The organism is Paenibacillus lycopersici (assembly GCF_010119935.1).
GTDB lineage: Bacteria > Bacillota > Bacilli > Paenibacillales > Paenibacillaceae > Paenibacillus_Z > Paenibacillus_Z lycopersici.
The window spans coordinates 3,526,584-3,543,468 of record NZ_CP048209.1 but is presented as its reverse complement, the minus strand read 5'-3'; the positions used below and the strand labels follow the sequence as shown (position 1 = coordinate 3,543,468).

At 62.0% G+C, this 16,885-nt stretch carries 14 protein-coding genes; 1 reads left to right on the top strand and 13 read right to left on the bottom strand.

Going from position 1 to position 16,885, the window contains the following annotated elements:
- Nucleotides 1–80: 80 nt before the first annotated feature.
- The 13 genes from GXP70_RS15735 to GXP70_RS15675 all read right to left on the bottom strand — a co-directional run bounded on the left by GXP70_RS15735 (nt 81) and on the right by GXP70_RS15675 (nt 14,449).
- Nucleotides 81–1,403 (bottom strand): 5'-deoxyadenosine deaminase, encoded by a 1,323-nt coding sequence (locus GXP70_RS15735; RefSeq protein ID WP_162357699.1) that lies wholly within the window; start codon nt 1,401–1,403, stop codon nt 81–83.
- A gap of 86 nt (nt 1,404–1,489) precedes the next feature.
- The gene (locus GXP70_RS15730; RefSeq protein ID WP_162357698.1) at nt 1,490–2,809 is read right to left on the bottom strand and encodes an FAD-binding oxidoreductase; all 1,320 of its coding nucleotides are present in this window, start codon (nt 2,807–2,809) and stop codon (nt 1,490–1,492) included.
- A gap of 30 nt (nt 2,810–2,839) precedes the next feature.
- Nucleotides 2,840–3,733, bottom strand: a complete 894-nt coding sequence (locus GXP70_RS15725; RefSeq protein WP_162357697.1) for a fumarylacetoacetate hydrolase family protein — start codon at nt 3,731–3,733, stop codon at nt 2,840–2,842.
- Nucleotides 3,730–4,572: a creatininase family protein gene (locus GXP70_RS15720; RefSeq protein WP_162357696.1), complete on the bottom strand. Its 843-nt coding sequence runs from the start codon at nt 4,570–4,572 to the stop codon at nt 3,730–3,732. Before GXP70_RS15720 ends, GXP70_RS15725 begins: the two co-directional genes overlap by 4 nt.
- 95 nt (nt 4,573–4,667) lie before the next feature.
- The gene (locus GXP70_RS15715) at nt 4,668–5,864 is read right to left on the bottom strand and encodes an amidase (protein ID WP_162357695.1); all 1,197 of its coding nucleotides are present in this window, start codon (nt 5,862–5,864) and stop codon (nt 4,668–4,670) included.
- Between the two features lie 16 nt (nt 5,865–5,880).
- Nucleotides 5,881–6,330: a cupin domain-containing protein gene (locus tag GXP70_RS15710; protein WP_162357694.1), complete on the bottom strand. Its 450-nt coding sequence runs from the start codon at nt 6,328–6,330 to the stop codon at nt 5,881–5,883.
- Nucleotides 6,327–7,109, bottom strand: coding sequence for a cysteine hydrolase family protein (locus GXP70_RS15705; RefSeq protein WP_162357693.1), 783 nt, complete (start codon nt 7,107–7,109; stop codon nt 6,327–6,329). Before GXP70_RS15705 ends, GXP70_RS15710 begins: the two co-directional genes overlap by 4 nt.
- Before the next feature lie 171 nt (nt 7,110–7,280).
- Nucleotides 7,281–8,348 (bottom strand): ABC transporter substrate-binding protein, encoded by a 1,068-nt coding sequence (locus tag GXP70_RS15700; RefSeq protein ID WP_225442435.1) that lies wholly within the window; start codon nt 8,346–8,348, stop codon nt 7,281–7,283.
- An 86-nt stretch (nt 8,349–8,434) separates the two neighbouring features.
- On the bottom strand, nt 8,435–9,340 hold the full coding sequence (locus GXP70_RS15695) for an ABC transporter permease (RefSeq protein ID WP_162357692.1): 906 nt from the start codon (nt 9,338–9,340) through the stop codon (nt 8,435–8,437).
- Between the two features lie 29 nt (nt 9,341–9,369).
- Nucleotides 9,370–10,107 (bottom strand): ABC transporter ATP-binding protein, encoded by a 738-nt coding sequence (locus tag GXP70_RS15690; protein WP_225442864.1) that lies wholly within the window; start codon nt 10,105–10,107, stop codon nt 9,370–9,372.
- A 455-nt stretch (nt 10,108–10,562) separates the two neighbouring features.
- Nucleotides 10,563–11,261, bottom strand: coding sequence for an NAD(P)H:quinone oxidoreductase (wrbA, locus tag GXP70_RS15685; RefSeq protein WP_162357690.1), 699 nt, complete (start codon nt 11,259–11,261; stop codon nt 10,563–10,565).
- A gap of 3 nt (nt 11,262–11,264) precedes the next feature.
- Nucleotides 11,265–12,638: an amidohydrolase family protein gene (locus tag GXP70_RS15680; RefSeq protein WP_162357689.1), complete on the bottom strand. Its 1,374-nt coding sequence runs from the start codon at nt 12,636–12,638 to the stop codon at nt 11,265–11,267.
- 113 nt (nt 12,639–12,751) lie between these two features.
- Entirely contained in the window at nt 12,752–14,449 is a 1,698-nt protein-coding gene (locus GXP70_RS15675; RefSeq protein ID WP_162357688.1) for a CocE/NonD family hydrolase, read from the bottom strand.
- Between the two features lie 247 nt (nt 14,450–14,696).
- Between GXP70_RS15675 and GXP70_RS15670 the strand changes: the two genes are divergently transcribed.
- The gene (locus GXP70_RS15670; RefSeq protein WP_162357687.1) at nt 14,697–16,283 is read left to right on the top strand and encodes a PucR family transcriptional regulator; all 1,587 of its coding nucleotides are present in this window, start codon (nt 14,697–14,699) and stop codon (nt 16,281–16,283) included.
- Nucleotides 16,284–16,885 lie beyond the last annotated feature (602 nt).

The following is a 16,885-nucleotide window of genomic DNA, read 5'->3' as shown; positions in this document are numbered from 1 at the left end:
CGAAACGAGCCGGCACGGAAGCCTTCGGCAGGAAGGCCGACGTTCAGGCATTACGCGCGGCACGACGAGAGACAGCGCTTCTACAGTCTCGCCAGCAGACGTCGCAGCGCGGCGTCCGACGCCGGCAGCACGCGGGACTTGTCGATCGTCCGGACGACTTTCCCTTCCATGACGATTTTGCCGTCGATCATGACCGTGTCGACGTCGCCGCGCGTAGCCGCGTAGACGACTCGCGACGCCCAGTCGGCATCGAACGACGGATAGACGTGAAAATCCTCTAAATCGAGCAGCTGCAGATCGGCCAGCTTGCCGACCTCGACGCTGCCGATTTCATTCTCCATGCCAAGCACCTCGGCGCCGCCCATCGTCGCCATCCGAAGCACGGAAGCGGCGTTCATCGACGTCGGTCCGCACTTAACCTTCTGGATGAACGCGGACAGGCGCATTTCTTGAAACATATCCAAATTGTTGTTGCACGGCGCGCCGTCGGCCCCGAGCCCGACCTTCACCCCGGCCTCGAGCAGCGCGGGAATTTCGGCAATGCCGGATGCGAGCTTCAAGTTCGAGCCCGGACAGTGGGTCACTTTGACGCCCCGTTCGCGGATGATGCGCTTCTCCTCGTCGCTCAGCCATATGCTGTGCGCCAGAATCAAATTCGGCCGCGCCAGGCCGATGCGATCGAGATAGACGACGTTGCGCATGCCGCGTTCCGCCTCGACGAGCGCGATCTCGCCTTGATTCTCCGCGGCGTGGGTATGGACATGCACGCCGTAGTGCGCCGCCAAATCGCGCACCCGGGTCAACAGCTCCTCCGTGCAGGAGACGACGAAGCGCGGACAGAACGCGTAGCGGATGCGCCCGCCGGCCGCGCCGTGCCATGCTTCCAGCAGTTCGATGCTCCGGCGGATCGAGTCCTCCGTCGTCTCCCGCAGCCCATCCGGCACCTCGTCCCCGTGATCCATCATGACTTTGCCCGAGAAAGCGCGCATGCCGCTCTCTTCGATCGCGCGGAAGGCGGCCTCGGCATGATTCACCGTCTCCATGTCGAGGATCGTCGTCGTGCCGCTTCGAATCAACTCCCCGAGCCCGAGCATTGCCGAGATATAGACCGATTCCTCGTCATGCGCCGCCTCCATCGGCCAAATGCGCCGCCGAAGCCAGTCGATCAGCTCCAGATCGTCGGCTCTGCCGCGAAACAGCGTCTGGCATAAATGAACGTGGGTTTGAACGAAGCCGGGCAGCAATGTTTTGCCCCCGGCTTCAATGATGCGATCGGCGCTCCCCGCTAAGCGAGCGCCGATTCGGCTGATTCGGTTGTTCTCGATCCATACGTCGCCCCGAAGCACTTCGCATCGCGCGTTCATCGTGACGATGACGGCATCGCGAAATAATGTCGTTCCCATATGCGCCGCTCCCCTTCCGCTGGTTCTCTGAATCCGTTGCGCGACTGCTCTTCGGGATGAAGCAGCTGTGGAACAAGCGGCCCGCCTTATCCGATCTTGCCCGGATTCAGCAGCCCGAGCGGATCGTTAACGCTCTTCCGAAGCTGCATCCCGTTCACCGCGCCGCGCCCGCCGTTATCGAGCATCCAGGTGTGCGGGTCATAAATCTCGACGCCGATGCTTCGGCAGGTCGCGATGATATGATAAAGCCGCTCCTCCGACGCGAACCGGACGACCGGCAGCGCGTTCGGCAGCAGCCGCCCGCCTGCAAGCACCCATTCGACATGCATCAGCAGCTCGTCGCCGAACAGGCGTTTCAGCTCTCGCAGCTGCTCCATATATAGCGCCGGGTCGAAGCCCGCCTGCAAGTACGTATAGGCGGCGTCCGCCTTCAGCGCCCACAGCGTCGTATGGTTCCATGTAAAATCGGACAAGCCGATCGTCTTGCGGTATTTCTCCGCCGGAATGACATGGCCGATACCGCCCCCGTGCGCGGCGGCAAGCACGGCCAGCTGCGGCAGCGTACCGTCCGCCGTCTCGGCGAACACGACCGATTTGCCCGAAGCAAGCACCTTCTCGAGCGGCTTGAAGAAGGACGGCAGCGGCCATTCGATCGGCGTCACGAGCCGTTTCGGAATATCCCCGTTGCGCGCCAGCGTTTCGCCGAAACGGACCGCGTCCTCGAAATCGTCGAACTGGGCCACGACCTGCATCCAGTCGGTCTTCTTCGCCAGCGGAACGACGACCTCCGTCATGATGCCGGTCGTGCCGTAATTATGGATGTAGTCGTACAGTTCCCGCCCTTCGATTTCGAGGCGGCGCGGCCGCTCCTCCATGGTATACACGACGGCCGACAATACGTTGCCGTCCCACAAATTCCCCCACGTAATCGAGCCGACGCCGCCGGAGCCGCCGGACACGAAGCCGCCGACCGTCGCTTTGGCGAACGTGCTCGGATAGATGCGCAGCTCCTGCCCCGTCTCGCGCGCCTTCTTCTCCAGCGAGCCGAGCTTGACGCCACATTGGACTCTCGCGTAGCCGTCGCCGATCTCCGCGATGGCGTCCAGCCCGCTTAGATCCAGCACGATACCGCCCTCCAGCGGAACGGCTTGGCCGTAGTTGCCCGTACCCGCTCCGCGAACCGTAACCGGAATCCGGTGGCGAAAGGCGAACGCGAGCGCCGCTTCCACCTCGCGCTCATCCCTCGGCGCGAAGATCGCGTCGGCCTTCTTATCCTTCAGCTTGGCGTCGAGAACCGGGGAATACCAGAAAAAATCTTTCGACAGTTTTTCAACCGTCGCCTCGTCCGTGTAAACCGCTATATCGCCCAAATCCGTTTTCGCCTCCGCGTGCCATGTTAGAGACATCTCCGTCACCTGCTTTCCACTCCGTATAATTTATGATAGCGCGACCCGAAGCCTCTGCTCCGGTTCCTGCTCGACCGGGTTGACAAGACCGGCAAAGCCGCCGATTCGGCATTCCGCCACGTCGCCTTCGCGAATGTCGACCGACCCCGGGGTTCCCGTCATAATGACGTCGCCCGGCAGCAGCGTCGCCATGCGGGAGAAATACGCAACGACCTGCCGCAGCGGGTAAATCATATCCGAAACGAATGCGCCGTGGACGATCCGCCCGTTCAAGACCGTCTCCACCCGAAGCGACTGCGGATCGGAAATTTCCCGCGGCGTCACCAGCTCCGGCCCGAAGCTGAAAAAGGTATCGAAACATTTGGAACGGCCGAGAAAACGCGGATTGCGCGCATGAATGTCCTGATCCGTCATATCGAGCGCCGGCACGAAGCCGGCGATGAAGCGTTCCGCCTCCGCTTCCGCGACGTTCTTGCAGGCCTGCCCGATGACGATGCCGAGCTCCGCCTCGGCGGTCACCCGTCCGCCTCCGGCCGGTATGACGATGGCGTCGCCGGGACCGATCAGGCTCGTATCCGGTTTCAGGAAGCAGATCGGCTCGGCGTCCGGAGGCGTCACCTTCATGTCCGCCGCCTTCGCCCTGTAATTGGCGCCGATTCCCCATATTTTGCGCGGATAACGGTACGGCGGGGCGAATACGGCTTCCGCAGCGGGAATCGCCTCGAGCCGGCGAAGCAGATGCGCGCCTTCGGTCCGGCTCCAGTCCTCCAGCGCTTCCGCTTCGCCTCGGCTCAACAGCCCCAACAGCCGCGTGCTCCACTTCGTACCCGCCGCCTCGTTCACGAGCCGAAGCGGAACGAAGCCCGTTTCGGTCGCGATCGCCGCTTCCTCGCAGCCTCCGGACACGATCGTCGCCAGCCTCATGACGGCACCTCCGCACCCGCCTTCGAATCCGCGCCTCTCCGGACGTCGGACACATCGAACGCGCAAAGCTCGACGAGCGCTTCGGCCAGCGTGTCGGTTATTCGCCCTTGTATGATTTCGCCCTTGGCCGCCGTCGCCTTCGTTGCGTCGCCGCAAATGCCGCTCGCCGAAATGTCTGCCATTCGCCAGGCGAACCGGATTCGCCCTTCGAGCGTCAGAAACCGTTTGTCGCCGACGTTCGGCATCTCGCGAACAAGAAATTCGTCCTGGACCCAGCCCGGTTTAATCGCCTTGACGATGGACGTCTCGTAGTCGCCGCCGTGAATGCCGTATTCCAGTTCCTCCGGATCGATCAAGCCTTCGGCCCCGCCGAGGCTGGACGGCGCAAGATAGAACACGGTCATCCCGTGCCGGATTCGAATTTCCCGGGAAACGACGTTCAGCAGATCGACGTTGCCACCATGCGTGTTAAACAGCAGCAGCCTTCCGAAGCCGCTCAGCTTCAGACTTTCGGCGATATCCATCACGATGCCCTGAAGCGTCGCGGCGGACAGCGAGATCGTGCCCGGCAGTCCGAGATGCTCGTTGCTTTTGCCATAGGAAACCGGCGGCAGCAGCCATACGTTCGCTTCCGGCGGAAGCTTGGCGAGCGCCTGCGTCAACGTCGCCTCGCCGATCAGCGTATCGGTCATGACCGGCAAATGCGGCCCGTGCTGCTCGATCGCGCCGATCGGCAGCACGATCAGCGCATCCTCCTTCGGCAGCTCCTTCACCTGCTTGCTCGTCAGCCGCGGCAAGAAACGCTCTTCCCACGCCGTGCCTTCATATCGCATAAACATACGCATGCTCCTTCACGTTAATGATAAGTGCGTCCGTTCCTCTCGAACGGAACAATGTCGCTGCCGGTCCGGGCTCTCCGCCCGTAACGGAGCGTCTAGCCGACCGTCTGAGGCGGGAGCGCACGGCTCGCGGCATCGCGGATCCAGCGCAGCAGCTTCGCATCCTGCCGCGGCCCGGCTACGAACGACAAGCCGACAGGCAGGCCGTCTCCGCCCTTGAGCGGCATCGTCGCCTGCGGCAGGCCGCCGAGCCCGGCGATGCAGGACAGCTGCATGGAGCGAGCGCGGGTTCGCTCGACCTGCGCGCCGGTCAGGCCGATTCGGGGCGCGGCGCATGGCGCCGTCGGAATGACGAGCAAGCCGTCGTCGCCAAGCAGCTCCTCCAGCGATTCGCGAATGCGCTGCCGCACGGGAAGCGCCCGCTCGTAATCTCCCCTGGCAATCGTGGCCGACCAGGCGAACCGCTCCGCGATCCCGGGCCCGAATTTCGGCCGGTGCTCCGTAATCCACGCTCCATGGACCGACCATATTTCGTAGCCCTGAATCGTACGGAAAGTCGCGAACCAGCTCTCGAGGCCTTGCGAAGCTACGATCAGCCTGCTTGCGTCCATCGCCCCTTGCAGCACGTCCGCCGTCCCGGACAGCGCCAGGCGGCAATCCGCCTCCGCCACGTCCCAGGCATCGGTCGCGAACAACAGCCGCTTGAAGGCGCCTCCGGCGGGCGCGGCGTCGCCGCCGATAAGCGCCTCCCCGACCTGAAGCAGCGTCGCGGCGTCGCGCGCCATCCAGCCGACGGTGTCGAAGCTGGCGGAGAGCGGAATGACGCCGTCCAGCGATACGAGCCCGTGCGTCGGCCGAATGCCGTACAGGCCGCAATAGGAGGAAGGGATGCGGACCGAGCCGCCGGTATCGGTGCCGAGCGCGAAATCCGCGAGCCCGGCTGCCGCGGCGGAGGCCGAACCGCTGGACGAGCCGCCCGGAATCGAGCCGGGCGCCTTCGGATTGACGGGCGTGCCGTAATGGACGTTCTCGCCGTTCAGACTGAACATGAGCTCGTCGGTAATCGTCGCGCCTCTCAGCCGGCCGCCGCGCGACAGCAGCCTGGCGACGGCTTCGGCATGCGCAATGGCCGGCCCGTGGGTGCGCAGCCAGTCCGGATTGCCGGCCGAGTTCGCGTGCCCCGCGATAGCGAACACGTCTTTGACCGCGAATTCCTTGCCGGAGAGCGGCCCCGTTCCTGTCGGTTCGACGACAACATGCTCGTTGATATACGCATTGAAGCCGTTCTGCATATGGCGTCCTCCCCCGTTAGGCGAATGTTCCGGCTCCGGCAGGACGGGCGCCGCTCAGCACGCGGAGGTCTTCCTCGTCCAGACTCGCTGCCGGTCCGGCTTTGATCAAATCCGAAAACTTCTCGTCGGGCACCATCGTCGTCAGCACGTACAGCCGGCCGGCGCCGGTATTGCGCACCTGATGGTTATTGCCCGGGGGGACGACGAAGAAGGAGCCCTTGCGAATGTCCGTCTCCGCTTCGCCGACGATGGCCGTCCCCTCTCCTTCCAGCACATAGAAATATTCGAACGCTTCCGCGTGTTCATTCGGAGGCGTCTGTCCGCCCTCGTCGAAAATTTCCACCACCGACACGAACGGAGCCTGGGTCCCGTCGCACAGCAGCACGAATTTGTTCGTATCGCGGGCGGATATTTTCCGAACCTCGCATTGCTCGAAATGTCCCAGCACTAAGCCTTGTATCGTCATCTTTCTTCATCCTTTCCGGCCGCCGCCGCCATCGCGTCCAATATTCCTTCGGATCGGGCGACGAAGCCGTAGCATTGTTTGATGTTGTACAGGGCCGCTTCCGCGCAATATGCCGGCGAGCTGGTCGCGCAGCAGTCCGCGAGCAGCACCGCGTCGTAGCCGAGACAGACGGCGTCCTGCAGCGTATGCATGACGCACTGGTCCAGATTGACGCCCGCGAACAACAGCGTCTGCGCCCCGAGGTTGCGCAATATGCTGTCGAGCGGCGTATCCCATAAGCCGCTCATGCGGAATTTGTCGACATGGATATCCTCCGGCGCGGCCTCCAAACCATCGACGAGCGCGGCCCCCCAGCTACCCTGCTCCAGCACGCGCGAGCCGTTGCCCGGCAGCGGACTGCCGATACCCGTTCCGGAGCCGTCCGGATCGTATACATGCAGCACCGACGGATTCAGATTCATCCGGTCCGCGCGATTGCCCCAATTGAGCCACACCACCGGAACGGCGGCCGCGCGAAGCGCCGGAAGCAGCCGCCGAAGCGGAGCGACCGGTTCGAGCAGCGGCGACGTATCGATGCCGATCGAGCCCAGCCAGCCGTCCGGCGAACAGAAATCGTTCTGCATGTCGACGACGACGACCGCGGTTCTCGCCAGATCGATCGTCAAGCATTGCGGCTCGGCGGCGAAGGATACCGGATGCGGCGGATGAGCGCCGCGGCACAGATCCGCCCGCTCCGGCGACACGTGCCAATAATTGCGAGGATGACCAAGCTGCTTCATGGTGTCTTCTCCCTTCGTGACATGTTCGTCGGATGCCGCCGCTATCGCATGCGATGCGGCCCCTTCCGAGACGCGCGCGAGGGCGGTCATGCCGTCCGCGATCGCCGAACGAGCGTTATTGCGCGTGAAAGGTAACGGAGGCTGGACGGAACCGAGATTACTTGTCCGGCCTTATTGCGCAGCTTCCAAAAACGACGCATCGAACGCCTTGGACACGTCCTGCTTCGCCTTCAGCCCGCCGATTTCCAATAACTGATCCTGAATCAGGCTCCAGCGGTCCGCGGTCATATAGCCGATGCCGCTCGTTTTGGTCTCGTCGTTCAGAATGAACGGCTTCTCCTGCTCCGCCTCGTAATCCATCGCCTCGACGGCCATGTCTTTGTTATACGTCTGGATGAACGGATTGACGGTCTTGTAATGATCCAGATAATACGCCCACCCCTTCTGGCTCGCTTGCACGACGGCCTTCACGATATCGGGATGTTTCTTCAGATAATCCTCGGTCGTGAACAGCACGTCGCAGTAATTGGCGTAGCCGGAGTCGGCAATCTTCAGCACGTTCACCTTGACGCCCTGCTCGCCGAGCGCGTACGGCTCGTTCGTGATGTAGCCTTGGTTGAGCGCGCCTTTCGTCTTCAGGAAATTGACCAGCTGTCCGTTATAGTTCATTTCGTTGACATCCGTCAACTTGTATTTGTGCTTGATGTATTCCCAATACAGCACGCCGGGTTGGATGAAGACGGACCGGCCCCGCAAATCCTCGAAGCCTCCGATCTTGTCCTCGGCATGATAGATGAGCACCTGAGGCGTATATTGGAAGCCGGCCAGGAGACCGACGACCGGAATGCCCTGCTCGCGCGCCCGCAGAATATCGTCCGCATAGGAGATGCCGAAGTCCGCCTGGCCGGAAGCGACAAGCTGCAATCCGGAAACCTGCGGCCCGCCGGGCTGGATCTTCATGGCGATGCCGGCGTCCTTGTAGTAGTTCTGCTGCAGCGCCGCGAAATACCCGCCGTCCTCGCCCTTGGCGTACCATCCTTCGACCAGATGCGCCTTCTGCAGCTCCTTCGCGCCGTCTCCGGCAGCTTCGCCGCTCCCGGCGTTCGATCCGTTATCGCCGGCTTGTTCCGTAATGGCGTCGGCGCCGGACGCCGGCTCGTTCTTGGCCGCGGAGCAGCCGGCGGCCACCAGCAGCAAGACGGCAATGCCGACGGTCATCGGCGTTCGGTTTCGTTTCATGGTCAGCACCTCTCCTTCTTTGTCATCGGCTTGGCTTTCGTTAGCCAAACCCCTTCGTTCCATTCGCCATTCGCCGCGAAGCGCGTTTAATTGTTGATCGCCGAATCGTGCCAGGAACGGAGCAATCGGTTCGACAGGGCGTTGATCAGCAGGAAGAACACGATGCCCATGACGGCCGCGGTCAAGCCGCAGGCGAACAGATAAGCCGTCTGAAGCCGCGTCGATGCGACCGTGATCGCATAGCCGAGTCCGCCTTGCAGGCCGCCGATCCCTGCCACGTACTCGCCGACGATGGCGCCGACGACCGATAGCGAACAAGAGATTTTCATTCCGGCCATAATGTAAGGCAGCGCCGCCGGAATGCGCAGCTTCCAGATCGTCTGCCATTTGGTGGCGTTGTAGAGGTAGAACAGGTTCTTCATGTTCGCCTCGGTCGAGTTGAGGCCGATCAGCGTGTTCGAGAGAATCGGGAAGAAGGCGATCAGGAAGGCGATCACGACGATCGCGTTCATGCCCGCGCCGCACCAGATGACGATAATCGGCGCGACCGCGACGATCGGAATGGTCTGCAATATTATCGCGTAGGGATAGACGCTGCGCTCCACCATCTTGGAGAAAGCGAGCCCGATGGCGAAAGCGACGCCGAGAATTACGCTGAGCGCGAAGCCGAGCACCGACTCCGCCACCGTCGTCCGCACGGAGACGAGCAGATTATGCCAATTGCCCGCCGCGGCCTGCACGATATCCGACGGCTTCGGGAACAGATACGGCTTCACGCCGCTCATCCGAATGGCAATCTCCCAGATCGCGATGAACAGGACGAAGACGACGAGCGGCGGTACGACCCGCCCGGCGAGCTGCCTCCATTTCGACTCCGTTCGCAAGTGCCGGGAAGCCTTCCCGGATATGGCGGACGCCGAGGACGCGGCGGGCGGCGAGACGCTGCCCGATGCATCCGGTACAACATTTGCGCTTGCAACCAACTTTTCCATGCTTATTCTCCTTTCGATGCGCGCTTCGGTTAATGCTTGAGCGCATCCGACACCTTATGCACGTAACTGCCGAATTCCGGCATTGACCGGTAATCCTCCGAACGCGGGAAGGGAATCGGGATGTCGATGACCTCGGATATTTTGCCCGGCCGCGGCGTCATGACGACTACGCGCGTCGACAGGAACGCGGCTTCGAATACGTTGTGCGTAATGAAGAGGACCGTCATTTTCCGCTCCTGACGCCAGATGTTCAGCAATTCGTCCTGCAGCGACTGACGCGTGATCTCGTCCAGCGCGCCGAACGGTTCGTCCATCAGCAGCAGCTTCGGCCGCGAGATCAGCGCCCGGGCGATCGACACCCGCATCTTCATCCCGCCCGACAGCTGACGCGGCAGCACCTTCGTATAATCCTTCAAGCCGACAAGCTCCAACACCCGTTCGCCTTCCCGGATCCGCTCCTTCTTCGGAACGCCCCGCAGCGTAAGCGGCAATGTGACGTTGTCGATCAGCTTCTCCCACGGCAGCAGCGTATGCTCTTGAAACACGAACGCGATTTCGTTCTGCTTGCGCGCTTCCTTCGGCGTCGTTCCGAGCACGGACAGCCGGCCGGAAGTATGGCCGGTCAAACCCGCGATCATATTGAAAATGGTTGATTTGCCGCATCCCGACGGACCGACGAAGCAGAGGAACTCGCCTTCGCCGGCATGAAGGTTGACATGCTGCACGGCGACCGTTCCGTTCGGGTAGACTTTGCCGATATCGTCCATGCTGACGAGATAATCCGAACCTCCCGCGCGTCCGGGTATCGTATGCTGGACTGTTCCTGTCGTTAATGTCGAACTCATTCGGATCCCTCCTCGCAATCTATATGTCAGATTATATGACGTATATTCCTGGTCATCAACGGATTCGAAGCAAATATGTCGCCAAACACAATGTAAGGGCTTCGCATTTGGTATGAATTACAGAGAGATCGATATATCGCGTAATTTTTTATGACACTCATATAACATAACCAAACATTTACGTCAGGTCGGTCTCTCGCCGAGCAAAACAACCCTCTTCTCCTCCTCCGCCAGGACGTGCATCAACCTCCTCTGTGCCATGTCATTCATGCTTAAGAAGGCAATGGCACGGATTTACGCCCGCAACGTCACGAAAAAGCCCGCCCGCAGCCGATTTTCGGCGAACGGGCGGACCATCCAGCGATCCCGTATTCGATTTATTGTAGAAATCCGCTTGCCGCAAGCGCCGTCGCGACGGCGGCTACCCGGCGGCCGAGCCGGCCTGCCATAATCAGCTCCCGCTCGTCGGGCGTCCGCGAGCTGTCCGGACCCGCCACCGTCGACGCGCCGTATGGCGAACAGCCAATGCCGTCGGCCGTCAAATATTCCGGATTTTCGGAATAAGGAAGCCCGACCATGATCATGCCGAAATGAAACAGCGGCACCATCGACGTCAGAATGGCAGCTTCCTGGCCGGTATGAATGGAGCCGGAGCTCGTAATTAGACCGGCCGGTTTCCCCTCCAGATTGCCGTCCGCGCACAGCTCCGAGGCGAATTCGAGAAATAGCTTCACCTGCGCGGGCATGGAGCCGTAATAGGTCGGGAACCCCCACACGATGCCGTCCGCCCATCGCAGGTCGGCGTTCGTCGCGACCGGCACTTCATGCTGCAGCGCCAGCGAGCGCTCGTATTTCTCGAAGCGGCCGACCGTTTGGAAATGATTGCCCAGCTTCGATTCGCTCTCGCGCTTTTTGAACTTGTCCTGGAATGGCGTCCGGTTCGACTCGGCCTCCATTTCCGGAATGCGCCGAAGCCGCACCTCGCTCCCGAACCGCGCCGCGCCGTCCGCCGCCGCCTTCGCCATTTCGTACACATGCCCGTAGGCGCTGAAATAAACGACCAATATTCGGCTCATTCGTCAGCCCCTCTCTTCGCGAAAAGAAACGCGTTCGCACGCATCCGCCCAATAGGCCCGCAGCGCGCAGCCGCTCCACTCCGCGCGCGGCGCTGGCGCTCGAAGGCATCGCCCGCGCCGCCATACCCAACGCCGTTCCGGCAGCATCGTCAGCAGTTCCTCCGGCGTCGCCGCGTCCAGCACGACGAAGTCGGCGTCAAGCCCCGGCTCGATGCCGCCGCGGACGCCTACGACCGCGGCCGGATACGTCGTAATCATTCGCAGCGCTTCCCGAATATCCGCCGGACTCCCCATATGGGCGGCATACGCGGTCACGAGACCGATCAGCAGCAGGTCTCCCCGGCCGAACGGATGGAACGGATCGTGGATATTGTCCGAGGCCGCGGCCAGCTGCACTCCCGCCGCCAACAGCTCCTTGACGCGGGTAACGCCGCGCCGAACCGGGAAGCGGTCGTGCCTGCCCTGCAAATAGAGATTCGCGCCCGGCAAGGTTACGGCGCCGACGCCCGCCTCCGCGAGCAGGGCGATAATCGGCTGCGCGTCTTCGTCCGCCATCGCCGCAAGGGAGCATAGATGGCCGGCCGTCACTCTGCCGGACCAGCCGTAATCAAGCGTCTTCCGCGCGATGTAGGCCGCCGTCCGAACGCTCGGATTATCGCTTTCGTCCGCATGCAGATCGATCGGGCAGCCGTATCGTTCCGCCAGCCCGAACACGCGGTCGATATCCGGCTCCGGCTCCGGCGACAGATGCGGCGCTCCTCCCAATCCCGTCACCCCCATGCGAAGCGCTTCGGCCGCCGTATCCAATGCCTCCTCGGTCAAATCGAAGTACGGCAGCATCGGGAAGAGCTGGATCGTCGCGTAAGGCGCCAGCGCCTCCTTCACCTCGAGCGCGGCCTCGATCGTCCGCATCGCGACCTCCCTGCCGTGCCTGACATGAAAATCGAGATGCGTCCGCAGCGTCGTGCTGCCGTACGATATCGCCTGCAGCGCCGCGCGCATCATTCTTGCCTTCAGCTCGTCTTTCGAGAAATTCGGCACGGCGGCCGCATAGCTGCGCACCGCCTCCTCCAGCGTGCCCGTAACATTGCCCACCTTCGGTAGCGAGAACGCTTTATCCAGATGCATATGCGCGTCGACGAAGGCCGGCAGCACCGCAAGTCCGCCGGCATCCAGCCGAAGCGAGTTTCCCGCCGGCGGCATTTCACCGCTCCAGCCGTCAAGCGGCGTCGTCTCCGGCGACGATACCGTCGCGCCTTCCTGCCGTTCGACCGCCGTCCAGACGCCATCCTCGGCGGACAGCGTGAACAAGGCGCGTTCCTCGCGCAATGGCAGCGCGGCGTTCACGATTCTCAAGCTTCTCGAGCTGGTTTTCATGCGTCATCCCCCCACGCCTCTTCATATCCGCGCTTTTATAATCGAAGTCAGCCGGTCTCAATAGAAATTAACCGAGCTTGCTGGCGGGCGGCCTGCGCCATGCGCGCATGTCGTTACCCGCCGGCCAACGGCAGCTCGATCCGCGACAACGCGCCCTTCCCGCCCGCGACGGCAACGGTCGCGATATTCAGCTCGCCCGGTCCGGCGCCCGCGGCGCAGCTCAACGGCGCTCCGTTAGGATGCCGAAGCAGGAGCGGAAACGCGCTGCCCGTCAGCTCCAGCCGGATCGACGAACCGGCCGGACAGCGGACGGCGATCGGACGAAGCTCGATGGCGGCCGTCTCCCAGCCTCCCTCGCACATGGCTCCGGCGCTCCCGATCTCCGTCCTCCCGACAGACAGAAATCTCGCCTCGCCGCCAGGAAGGAGCAAGGTCAGCACGGCGACGAGATCGGTCGGCCCGTCCAGCGTCTGGCAAACCGCTCGCACCTTAGGCGAGCCGAGTACATGCAGTCCCTCCCGCAGCGGCTCGCCGGTATAGACCAATATTTCGTAGCGGTCCTGCTGCGGGCTCCGGTCGGCGGGAAGCGCCGAGGCAAGCGTCATCGGCAGCCGCGCGTCGTACACGAACACGTCCGGCGCCGCCTTCTTGTCGATCTTCTCCTCGAGATCCGTCAGTCTGCCGCCTCCGAGCGCGCCGTTCGCCGGCAGCTCCGAGCCCGACAGAAACAGCCGCGAGGTCGTTCCCCGAGATGCCGCTTCGGCGTCGGGCCAGGCGTCCGCTTCTTCCCACCGTTGGCCGAACGGCTCGAAATACCGGACCGGCGCTTCTTCGTACGCGCCGTTGTCCGCCTCGCCTTTCAACCAATAATCGAACCAGCGCGCCTGTATGAGGTGCATGCCGCCGTCCGCTTCCGGGCCGTGATCGATTCCGCCCGCCTTGCGGCCCCAAGGGATATGCGTCCACGGCCCGATTACAAGCCGGTGAAACAGATCGGGCGAACGGCCTCCATCCCGCTGCAGCGCCGTAAACGATTGGATCGTGCCGTGCAGCAGGAAGTCGTACCAGCCTCCGATATGCAGCGCCGGAACCGGTTTCTGTCGGAATGCTTCCAGCCAGTTCAGTCCTGCCCAATAATCGTCGTATTCCGGATGCCCCGCCCAGTCGAAATAAGCGGGCATGTAGCGCTCGAGCAGCGGATGGCCGCCGTTCAGCGGCAGCCTCCGAAGGAGCGAGGCCGGGTCCTGCATGGCCTGCGCGCACAAGGCCTCCGCCTCCGCGTCGCCCGCCCGCCGGGCGCCGTCCCGCGCCAGCTGATAGGCCCAAGGCAGGCAGTTCTGCGCGTCGAAGCTGCCATAAGGGTACATCCAGCCGTGGTACGGGTCCGCCGCCGTCATGCTGGGCGCGATTGCCGCCAGCCGCGGCGGGCGCAGCGATGCCGCGGCCCATTGCACCGCGCCCTGATAAGAGAAGCCGTACATGCCGACCTTCCCGTTCGAGCCCGGCAGCGCCGCGGCCCACTCGACCGTGTCGTAACCATCCTCCGCCTCGTGCGCGAACGGCGTGAATACGCCTTCGGAATCGCCCCGCCCGCGAACGTCTTGAACGACGACTATGTAGCCTCGCGAGGCATACCAGACCGGGTGCGCATGACTGACCGTCGAAGCGATCGAGCGGCCGTACGGCTGGCGCATCAGCAGCACCGGGCATTCTCCTCCGCCGATCGGCATGTAGATATCCGCGTATAGCGTGACGCCGTCCCGCAGCGTGCAGGGCACCTTGCGCCGAATCGATACGTCTCCGAATTTCATATTCTGCCTCCCAATTGACCATGGATTTTATATGTTAGATTTTATAACGCAAAATTTATGATCCACAATACTATTTCCGCCTATTTGTATTTTTGCACAAAGAAAATAAAGATCGATTGTGAAATTCGACTACGTATGCCATAATTGATGTTAGGATATATGACATATAAATGGAATGCCATCATGATCTCGGTACGGTTGTCAATGGGAGAGGCACATCGAACGGATGCGAAGGGGATGAATCGCCATGTATTTAACGGTGGAAGACGCGCTTAAAATTTATCCGTTGTCCGAAGGGAAGCTGACGGCGGGCCGGAAAGGCACCGGCAGGATCGTCAAATCCGTCAACGTCATGGACGCGCCGGATATTTCCGATTGGGTTCGCGAAGGCGACATCCTGTTCACCACCGCCTACTTGATGAAGGACGATCCTTCGGCAGGCGTGTCCCTGATTCGCAAGCTGGCGGAGAAGAGCGCCGCCGGTATCGGCATTAAGCTGGGACGGTTCTGGTCGAGCGTCCCGGACGACATGGTGGCCGAGGCTGACCGGCTCGGGTTCCCGCTCATCGAGCTGCCGTTTCCGTTCACCTTCTCCGATCAGATGAAAGGACTGTTCAACGCCGAGCTGCAGCGCAGCACGCGCATGCTGCACGGCGTGCTCGACAAACAGAAAGCGCTGATCCGGTTCGCGCTGGCGCCCGACGGCGTAGGCGAGCTGTTCAAGCGGATCGGCTCCATTCTCGGCGTACCGCTCGCGGTCGTCGGCCTGCGCGGGCAAATTCTGTACAGCAGCCTGCCCCCCGCCGAGCTGGAGCTGCTTGGCAGGCATCCGCAGAAACCGTCCGTCCAGTGGATCCGTACGGAGAACTGGAACCTGCTGCGCATTCCGCTGAAGAGCCCGGAAGCCGGACAGGACGCGATTCGCAGCGCCGTTTTTCAAATTCCGAAAGGGACGCCGCTCAAGGAGGAAGAAGGCCTCTTTCATCAAGCCGCCGAAATCATCTCGCATCATATGAACGCAATCGAACGGAGCTACATGGAACGGTCGACTCAGAACGAATTCGCCTCGCTGCTCCAAAATTATTTGAAGCGCCGAATTTCCATCGACACGCTGCTCGAATGCGCCGCGCGGCACGGCATTGCGTTCGGCGGCGCCCCGTATCTGTGCGCGCTGTTCTCCATCTCGGCGATCAGCGAACCGAAGCGTGATCGGATGTTCCGCACGATCCGCCAGGAGCTGCAGTACCATCCGCTGCTGAAAGACTTCACGAGCCTGCACGTTCACGTCGACGGCGCCATTCTGACCATCCTGCCCGACCGGTTGCCGCCAGGCGCCGGCAAGCCGGCCCAGCTGCTGGCCAAGGTGTTCGCGGACATCGCGGCCGAATCCGGCAGCGCTCTGCGCGTAACGATCAGCCACGCGAAGCATAAGCCAGAGCAGCTCGAACAGGCGTACCGCGAATGCTGCGACGCCCGGGAAACGGCCGAGCGGCTGGCGATCAGCGATTACGTCGTGGAATTCGAGCACGTGGAGCTGTCCTATCTGTTCGAGTCCGTCCCGCAGGACAAAATGCGCCGTTTCCTCGACATGACGTTATCCCCGATTATCGACAAAGCGCCGGATTCCGCACAGGACCTGCTGCGGACGCTGGAGCTGTTCATCGAGAACAACGGGCAGGTGAACGAGACGGCGAAGCAGCTGTACATTCACCGCAACACGGCCGCCTACCGGCTCGATAAGATCGGCGAGCTGCTGCAGGTTGACTTCAAATCCTTCTCCGACCTGCTGAAGCTGAAGCTGGTTATGCTGTTCAAGCATAGGCTGAAGCCTTGATCCCTTGCCATCCCTTCATCCAACCCATCCCGTCCGGCACTCATCGATCGAATACGGTTTATCGCACAATAGAAGACGGCACGGCAAAAGGGCTTGCAAGAGAATCTTGCAGGCCCTTTGTCCAGGGGCTGACCCTTTGGGTGACCTGGATCGATAGGTAATTGCACCGAATGGTGCGGAGCAGCTTGAACCGCAAGTCTCGGACAGCTCCGGCGGCGCCACGGGAGGTGCTGTCAGGCAGCGCGTTTCTCTCGGCATGTTGCCATGACCGATTCATCAATCGGCTATCGGCCATTCCGGCCGGAGAGGCAGCGGTACGATCGCCGAGAGCGATGCGGCGGCATGAAGCGGCACGATCGCCGAGAGCGATGCGGCGGTATGAAATGGCGTGATCGCCGAGAGCGATACGGCGGCATGAAACGGACAGGAGATGCGCTATTTCGTCCAAAATGCAGATATTCATGGCTTCCCGGAGGCAATAACGGATCCTGTGTCCGTTTGCCAACCCAAAACGCCGATTTCGATACGAATAACGGATCCTGAGTCCGCGCTCCTTATGAAGGTTGTCTAGTTCGGGCTATGCGATTTGAAGATTCGCCTAA